Below are 8,763 nucleotides of genomic sequence, written 5' to 3'. Positions count from 1 at the left end.
CATGGATTTACCCATCCGTTTGTATAATGCCGGTTCCAGTGAGTGTTTCGGCAATACAGAAGGCCAGTCTGCTTCAGACAAGACACCATTCCATCCCCGAAGCCCCTATGCGGTTGCTAAATCGGCAGCCTTCTGGCAGGTTGCTAATTATCGGGAAGCTTACGGGATGTTTGCCTGCTCAGGGTTACTTTTTAACCATGAATCTCCCCTTCGCCCAAAGCGGTTTGTAACAAAAAAAATAGTCCGGGCCGCCTGTCAAATTGCAATGGATGGCAGTGGTGTATTAAGGCTTGGAAACCTTTCTGTTCAGCGAGATTGGGGCTGGGCGCCGGAATATGTTAAGGCCATGTGGGCCATGCTCCAACAAGAAGAACCGGAGGATTACGTTATTGCTACCGGTCAGACGAATTCACTTCAGGATTTTGTTGAGGCGGTCTTTAGCAATGTCGGTCTTAACTGGCGTGACCATGTGGAGTATAACCCAGACCTTAAAAGGCCTACTGATATAGATATTTCTGTTGCAAATCCAGAAAAAGCAGAGAAAAAACTCAAATGGAAAGCATCATATTGTATGCGTGATGTGGCCAAAATGATGGTTGAGGCTGAACAGGCCGGAAAGCAAAAGCAATAATGATTGGGCATGTTTCTGAGGAGCAATAGGAATTTATTTTTTTAAAAAAATAGTTGATGAATTAACAAAAGATAAGAAAATTCTCTCCAATTTTTATATTCAAGGGTTGGGTCAATTCATTGGGAGATTCCTTTTTTTTGTTTTCTTAATGGTTTCTGCGCGGGTTTTGGGTGCCCGGGAATTTGGTGTTTTTTCTTTTTCTTTGAGTATTTGTTACCTGTTTTATACGGTGATGAGTTTTGGATTGGATCATTTGGCTGTAAAGTGGGTTGCCAGAGAGGATTTTGAAAGATTTTCAACAATTGCTTTAACCAATCTTGGCACAACTTTTTTTGGATTTTTTTTAATTTTCGTTGTTTCCTTTTTTTTTGACAGACACATCTTTTTAACCCTGAATATTTTAGGGATAGGATTTTGTTTTTTTTCTGTCAATACAATTATTTTCAGCTATTTCAGAGGCCTTGAAACAATGAAATTTGAATCTTTCCTTTTAGTGGGGCAACGGCTGATTTTACTTTTAACAAGCTTTGTGTTCTTAAGTATTAACAAATCAGCACCTGCTATTTCCATTTCATTTTCATTGAGTCTTTTTTTATCATTTGTGTGCATTTGGGTGATCCTATATAAAAAGAAAATAAATCTGTTTCAAAACAGCGGACTCGCATTTAAAAAAGAAAAAATAATCTCCATTCTGAAAGAAGCTTTTCCTTTGGCTCTTGTCAGCGGTCTGGGTATTATTTATTATAGGATTGATTCTGTGATGATAGCAGGATATCGACAGATAAGTGATGTTGGAATTTATAGCGGTGCCTATATGGTCATAGAAGGGATTATGTTGCTGGTAAGAGTCATTATGGCAGCCACTTTTTCAAGATTATCACAATATGGTAAACTGCCGGATATTAAATTTTATGCACTTTATAAAAAATTATTGGTTCTGTTAATTATCCTTTCTTTGATCCTTTGTTCGATTATGTATGTTGCCGGTGAATTTGTATTTGACCTGTTTCTTGGAAAAGAATACCAAAGCAGTGTTAGTGTTTTTTATATCCTCTTATTATCGGTTATTGCACTATATCCAGGAACCATGGTAACCCAGGCATTAATCGCCATAGACAAGCAGAAAATCTATATGTATATTGCACTGACTTGTACAATCGTTAATATTTTATTGAACTTTGTATTGATCCCTCAATATGGTATTCAAGGCGCTGCCTGGGCCACGGTTATAACAGATATCATTTTAACTGTTTCCTGTATGACATATTGCTCCGTATTTTTTAAGAAAAGGATAATGTCCAAATGCGCATAGGACTAAATCTTCTACACATGCATGATGGCATCGGAGGGGTCTGGAATTATGTTGAAAATTTAGTTTCTGCTTTAGGTCATCTGGATAAACAAAATACATATATTGTTTTTGTAAGTCGTCAGAGTCAGTGTCTGGTTCCGGATCAGAAAAATTTCCAAAAGGTTTTGATACGGATTAACCCATTAAAAGCCGGGCATCGGATATTGTTTGAAAATACAATCTTACACTATTATGGTTGGAAATACAGACTTGATTGTTTTCATTGGTTTGCAAATATGTTATCCCCGTTTTTAATTATTCCCGGTTTGGTAACGATCTATGATCTTCTTCCCTTGCGTAACCCCGGTTCTTACTCCCGCATTAAGCACTTGTACCTGAAAATAGTGCTGAATATTACAGCTAAAAAGGCAAAATCAATCTTACCGATTTCAAACACCACCGGTTTGGATATCATCCAAATTTTAAAACCTAAAACAGACAAATTGTATGTTCTGCCAATCATTATTAATGATACATTCAAGCCTTCTCAAAAGGGTGAAATAAAAAAATTTAAAAACAGATATAAGTTACCGGATAATTTTTGGTTATATGTGGCAAATTTTTATCCCCATAAAAATCATATCCGCCTGATTAACGCCTACTCAGACTTAAAAAAGCAAGGGGGAAATCCATGGCCTCTGGTTCTGAGAGGGGACTCGGGACCAGATACCGGGACAACAAAGGCGTTAATCAAAGCTGAAGTAAAAAAATTAAATTTAGATAAAGATGTGATTTACTTGCCCCGTCTTGCTTATCACGAACTGCCGTTGCTATACTCCGGCGCAAGTGCCTTGATCTTTCCCTCTTTGTTTGAAGGCTGTGGGATTCCTGTAATTGAGGCAATGGCATGTGGATGTCCGGTTGCAGCATCAGATATTAAAGTCGTTAAAGAATTTGCAGAAGAGGCGGCCTTCTTTTTTAATGGGAAAAGTATCGGCAATATCTGTGATGCAATGGCCAAACTTCAAAGCAGCACGCGTTTAAGAGAAAAATTGACAAATAAAGGTATAAGCAGATCTAGATTTTTCACAGGGGAACGTGTTGTCGAAAAATTATTAAGCGCATATAAAGGTTCTGTTTCCTGATTGGACTTTTATAAGCAAATGATTGGTTTATGAAAACGATTCTGGTTACAGGTGCATCCGGGTTTATTGGACAAGCTTTATGCAAAGTGCTTTCTTTGAAATATAAAATTATTGCTTTGGATAGGCGGTCCTGTTTTAGTGATCAAAACACCTATGTCTCAGTGGAAGCAAATATTGAAGATGAAAAAGCACTCAAAAATGTTTGTAATACATATTTGCCCGATGTGGTCATACATTGTGCAGGGCTTGCCCATCAGAAATTGACCAGTAAAAAAGATGCAAGCTTGTATGAGAATATCAATAGCATAGCGGCTGAAAAGCTTGCTGCTGCAGCTATATCTGCTAATTCAGACGTGTATCTCATATTCCTTTCCTCAATTTCTGTATATGGAGAAAATCAGAGCAAAAAGATGGTCAGGGAAATTGATAAATGCCTTCCTACTAGTGACTATGCTGAGAGTAAACTGAGTGCTGAAAATCGATTGAAAAGGCTCTATGCTGCAAACTTGTTGAAAAAGCTTGATATATTGAGACTTGCCCCTGTCTATGATGCTGAATGGAGCATTAATCTGGAAAAAAGAGTGTTTGCACCCAAAAAAATGTTCTATTTGCGGTTTGGTTCGGGTGAACAGAAAATATCAGCCCTAGCCAGAAAAAATCTGATCGAATTTATTGATTTTCGGATGCGGCATGAGATAAAGCAGCGGTTTTATAATATTATCAATGTTAGTGATGAACGGCCTTATTCATTCAATGAAATTATAGAAACATTCCAAAAAACAAAATACCAGCCCAAAAGAAAAGTGATAAATATCCCCTTGTATTTTGTTGAGTTGCCAATAACTTTTATCGCTTTGCTATTAAAGAATAAGTCTGTATGGGTTCATTCATTTTATAATAAGCTTGCAAATGATTTGGTTTTTGATAATAAAAGAATGCTTGATACCGGTTTTAAACATAAGGTAAGTTTAAGATCTATATTTATAAATTGACATTGGCGCATGAATGAATCTGTTGGGTTATTGGGTTTGTTTTATTTTTTCACATAAACATGGGCATTTTGCCCATATTTATGTGCAAAATGTGAAAACCACAGCCCAGCAACATAAAATTGAAAAAAAGAACAATAAAACTCCCTATTATAGCCTCCTGCAGTTTTGTCTGCACATAAGACTGTGCACTTCCTATGGGATGTCTATTTTTGAGGCGGATTGAATATTTTAAAAATAATGTTTTAACTTCAAACACTTATAAAATATATTTCGAAAATTGAATCCCTGGTCCGGGCCTTGCTATATCAATAATCAATGAAATGACAAGAGTGTGGTATTTTGGCAAACGTTTTATTATCAAAGGAGTTTGTATGAGGAAAATCAAACGGACCTCAATTTTTGTTTTGGCTATTTTGTTGTTAGCTGGCTTCTGTCAACCTGTCATTGCCGGTAGTGGGAAGATTAATATTAATACAGGATCTAAAGAACAACTCATGACCCTTAATCGAGTTGGCGATAAAATTGCCGATCGAATAATTGAATATCGTAAGGCACACCCATTTAAGACAATTGAAGAAATTATGAATGTGAAAGGTATTGGACAAAAATTTTTTAATGCCAATAAGGATTTGATCACTGTAAAAAGCACCCAATAAAGCAACTTTTTATGGGAAATTAAAAAACAGCATTTTGTTTCTGGTAATGGGTCGGCAATTTTTTAAAACAGCTGTTTTTTTCAACATGTTTGGTATACATCAAAGGGAGCATTGCATTTTTTAATAAAGCTTCCACTGGACAACTCATGACCCTTAATGGTGTACTGCAAAAGGCGAAGTCAAAAATGCGTACTTGAAACAAAATAATTTTGTATTATTTTTTAAAACCATGTTGTTGACAAACAGCATGGTTTTTTGTTTTGATTGATGGAATTTGATGAGGAGAACTAAATAGTGGAATGGTTGAAAATATATTCAAAAAAATTTTTTTGGATTATTGCGATATTTGCATTGTTGATCAGTGCCTGTATAAATGTTGGACTTTATTTTGCCTTTGACTGGCTGTCCCTAAATCTTTTTAAAGATACAGGAAATGAAGTTATAACTAATAATTTAGAGCTGATATCCAATAATTTTTATTTTTGGGTGGTACCAGCAGTATCAGGGGTTTTTCTGTTGTGCGGCTGGGTGTTATGGCTTATTTTAAGAAGCTCAATGTCAAAGACTTTTACTGAAGTTTATATTAAAAAAGGTGAAATGCCTTCTAAAGGAAAATCTAAAAAAGATTTTGTGGATCAGAAAATAGAGCAGGATCGGAAAAGGCGCTTGTTCTTGCATAGTTTGTCTGTATTGCAACGGGATGGGCGGCTTCTGGATTTTTTTGATGAAGATTTAAGTTTGTATGAAGATGAGCAGATTGGTGCTGCTGTACGCAGTGTTCAGGAAGACTGCAAAAGGACAATAAAAAAATATATTGATCTAAAGCCTGTGATAGAAAGTGAAGAGGGTGAAATGGTAACAATTGAACCAGGGTTTGATATTGATTCAATTAAGCTTATTGGAAATGTTTCAGGAGAGCCTCCTTTTGAGGGGATTTTGAAGCACAGGGGATGGAAAGCAGGGAAAAAAGAAATTCCAAAGCTATCAGATATTCGGGATGTTGCGATTATAACTCCTGCAGAAGTTGAAATACAATAGAATAGAGAATTGTTTTTTTAGGAGATACTTTGGATTTTCAAGACAAACGATATGTTATCGGCATAGATTTAGGAACAACAAATTCTGCTGTTTCGTATGTGGATGTGGCGGCTTTAAAGGATGATAAATCAACTGGGAAAAAATTATTTGAAAAAAGGAATCTTGTTAAAATTTTTAATATTTCTCAGTTAACCGGGCACGGTGAGTTTACAAAAATTCCGGTCCTTCCTTCCTTTTTATATATCCCGGGTGAATATGATATTTCAAAAGAAGGCTTAAAACACCCATGGAAAAAAAGAGAAGACCTTTTTGCAGGCAGTTTTGCCCGGGACCATGGCTCCAAAATACCTTCCAGACTAGTTTCTTCAGCAAAAAGCTGGCTGTGCAATCAAAGGGTTGATAGAAGAGCTAAAGTATTGCCCTGGGGATCTGAAGGGTTTGAAAAAGTTTCACCTGTCACAGCCACATCACAATATTTACTGCATATCAGAAATGCCTGGAATCATTATGTAAAGGATGAAGACAAGTTCCTTGAGAATCAATTTGTGGTGATCACAGTTCCGGCTTCTTTTAATGAAGAGGCAAGGGATCTTACCATGGAGGCCATGAGAATAGCAGGGTTTGGTCCTTCTGTAACACTTCTTGAAGAACCGCTTGCGGCTTTCTACAGCTGGCTGATCCATCATGAAAAAGATTGGCAAAAGCATGTGAAGCCGGATGACCTTATACTGGTTTGTGATGTTGGCGGGGGGACAACAGACTTTAGTTTGATCAGCCTTAAAGAATCAGAAGGAACTCCAAGATTTGAACGTATTGCTGTGGGAGATCATTTAATACTTGGTGGGGACAACATTGATTTGGCATTGGCCAGAAAAATTGAGTCAAAGTTCAAATCAAGGAACCAATTAACTTCGGATAAGTGGAAAACCTTATGTCATCGATGCAGGGAAGCCAAAGAAAAAATACTTGATAAGGGTGAATCTTCCGTCAGGATAACCCTCAAGGGTGAAGGTCGTTCATTAATTGCAGGGACCCTTGCGGCAGATCTAACCAAAGAAGATATTGAAACAATATTACTTGATGAATTCTATCCCTATGTTGAATCTGCAGAAAGTTTAAATATTGACTCTGGTAAGGAAATTACTGATTTTGGTCTTCCCTTTGAAAAAGAGTCTGCAGTGACCCGGCATATTATAAGATTTTTGGAAAATCACAGGGATGATGTAAGAAAAAATCTTGCAAAGAATCCTCTGCCTGATTTTATTTTATTTAATGGTGGAACGCTTAAACCCGTTCTAGTCCAGGAAAGGATAAGGCAAGCCATTGGAAAATGGTTTAAAGCAAGTGAATCCCAATTGCCTCAAATTCTTGAGAATAATATCCCGGAACTGGCAGTCGGAATCGGTGCTTCTTATTATGGTCTTGTAAAGCAGGGCGAAGGTGTCAGGGTTGGTAGCGGAAGTCCGCGAAGTTATTATATAAGGGTTTCAGTCAGAGAGGAAAAGTTTGCCAAAGCTGTTTGTATCATTGAAAGAGGGCTGGATGAGGGCTCTGTTATTGATCTTGCTCAGGTGAAATATGAAGTAAGAGCCAATGAGCCGGTGAGCTTTGATATTTACTATTCAAGTTATCGAAACGGTGATAAGGCAGGTGAAATTATCACCATTGATGATTCTTTTTCTTCAATGACTCCGATTCAGACCATTATTAAATTTGGAAAAAATGGCCGGAGAAAAATTATTCCTGTGACAATTGGAGCAGAATACACGGAAATGGGGACCCTTTCCATGTATTGCCATTCAGGTGTGAGTGACCATAAATGGAAATTGCAGTTTCAGTTAAGAGATATGGAAAATGGTGTGGAATCCAGGGAAACCCAAATCTATGATGAAGCTTTGATAAAAGATGCCTGTAACCGAATTCATCAAGTTTTTACAGATGAATCTGATGAAAATAATGCGCTTAAAAGTATTGCCAAACAGATTGAAAAAATAGTCGGGCAGACAAAATTGAATTGGCCGTTATCATTTTTACGCAGCATTGCGGACAAACTCCTGGAACTTGAAAATACGCGAAACCACACAGCCGAACATGAGGCAAAATGGCTTAATTTGACAGGTTTCTGTATACGTCCCGGGTTTGGAGATGCATTTGATGAAGAACGGGTAAGGAAATTATGGAAGATTTATCTTGCTGGGTTGAAGTTTGAAAAAATAGTCCAAAACAGACTTGAATGGTGGATTTTTATTCGAAGAATAGCCGCAGGCCTGAAAGCAGGACAACAGCGACAGTTTTTTCAGGATATTTTATCCTTATTAATAAAAGGTAAAACCAGTAAGAGCAAAATTTCTCCACAGGAACAGGTTGAATTGTGGATGGCAGCCGGAAATATGGAAAGGCTTTTGGTTAAGGATAAGGTAGTGTTGGCCAAATATCTTCTTCCTTTACTCAAGCCGGGTAAAAAACAGGATAATATGTTCTGGACACTGTCACGTTTAGGTGCCAGGGAATTATTATATGGATCTGTTGACAGGGTAGTTCCGGCTAAAGAGGTGATAAAATGGATAAACCAGGTCATGAAAAAAAAATGGCAGAAAAATGATCCTGTTGAGAATATGAATGTGCAGGTATCCCGTAAAACAGGAGATAGAACACGGGATATTGATCAGGAGGATGTTTTAAGGATCATTGACTGGATGCATAAAAGAAAAGCAAAAGATTTTTTTATCAGAGTAATTAATGAAAAAATTGATATGGCTGTTCAAGAAAAAAATGCTCAGTTTGGAGAGAAACTACCGGCAGGTCTTGTTTTAAGACAATAATAATATTTTTTTATGATTAAAAAAATGTTAAAAAAATGTTTGACATAATTTAAAAATTCATATATATTCAGTGAGTTCTATTCAAGGAAAGAACTTGTTACGTTTTTTCCTTGAAAAAAGAGTTTGATCTTTGAAAATTGGTCAGTGAGAAATTTTAGAGCGGGTCTAAAACAAGACTTTAAAGAGTT

At 36.8% G+C, this 8,763-nt stretch carries 7 protein-coding genes; all 7 read left to right on the top strand.

The features are described 5' to 3' along the window. The coding region (locus K8S13_RS25105) for a GDP-mannose 4,6-dehydratase (RefSeq protein WP_291466507.1) at window positions 1-631 on the top strand (631 nt) is incomplete at its 5' end. A gap of 25 nt (window positions 632-656) precedes the next feature. After that, on the top strand, window positions 657-1,943 hold the full coding sequence (locus K8S13_RS25100) for a flippase (protein ID WP_367172906.1): 1,287 nt from the start codon (window positions 657-659) through the stop codon (window positions 1,941-1,943). After that, on the top strand, window positions 1,934-3,067 hold the full coding sequence (locus K8S13_RS25095) for a glycosyltransferase family 1 protein (RefSeq protein ID WP_291466506.1): 1,134 nt from the start codon (window positions 1,934-1,936) through the stop codon (window positions 3,065-3,067). The genes K8S13_RS25100 and K8S13_RS25095 overlap by 10 nt, the downstream gene beginning before the upstream one ends. 29 nt (window positions 3,068-3,096) lie before the next feature. After that, a complete protein-coding gene (locus K8S13_RS25090; protein WP_291466504.1) occupies window positions 3,097-4,059 on the top strand; it encodes an NAD-dependent epimerase/dehydratase family protein in 963 nt (320 codons plus the stop codon). 371 nt (window positions 4,060-4,430) lie between these two features. Next, window positions 4,431-4,715 (top strand): helix-hairpin-helix domain-containing protein, encoded by a 285-nt coding sequence (locus K8S13_RS25085; protein WP_291466502.1) that lies wholly within the window; start codon window positions 4,431-4,433, stop codon window positions 4,713-4,715. 555 nt (window positions 4,716-5,270) lie between these two features. Beyond that, entirely contained in the window at window positions 5,271-5,753 is a 483-nt protein-coding gene (locus K8S13_RS25080) for a DUF2760 domain-containing protein (RefSeq protein ID WP_291466501.1), read from the top strand. A gap of 29 nt (window positions 5,754-5,782) precedes the next feature. Next, complete coding sequence (locus K8S13_RS25075) at window positions 5,783-8,575, top strand: Hsp70 family protein (protein WP_291466499.1); 2,793 nt, start codon at window positions 5,783-5,785, stop codon at window positions 8,573-8,575. The last annotated feature ends 188 nt before the right edge of the window (window positions 8,576-8,763 follow it).

The sequence above is a fragment of the Desulfobacula sp. genome, from assembly GCF_021107415.1.
Note: the sequence above shows the minus strand (reverse complement) of the source record. Positions and strands in the feature narration are given on the sequence as shown.

Bases quoted from the DNA above. Each gene is read 5' to 3' on its own strand.
- K8S13_RS25095 (WP_291466506.1), top strand. From the start codon at position 1,934: ATGCGCATAGGACTAAATCTTCTACACATGCATGATGGCATCGGAGGG.
- K8S13_RS25090 (WP_291466504.1), top strand. From the start codon at position 3,097: ATGAAAACGATTCTGGTTACAGGTGCATCCGGGTTTATTGGACAAGCT.
- K8S13_RS25085 (WP_291466502.1), top strand. From the start codon at position 4,431: ATGAGGAAAATCAAACGGACCTCAATTTTTGTTTTGGCTATTTTGTTG.
- K8S13_RS25080 (WP_291466501.1), top strand. From the start codon at position 5,271: ATGTCAAAGACTTTTACTGAAGTTTATATTAAAAAAGGTGAAATGCCT.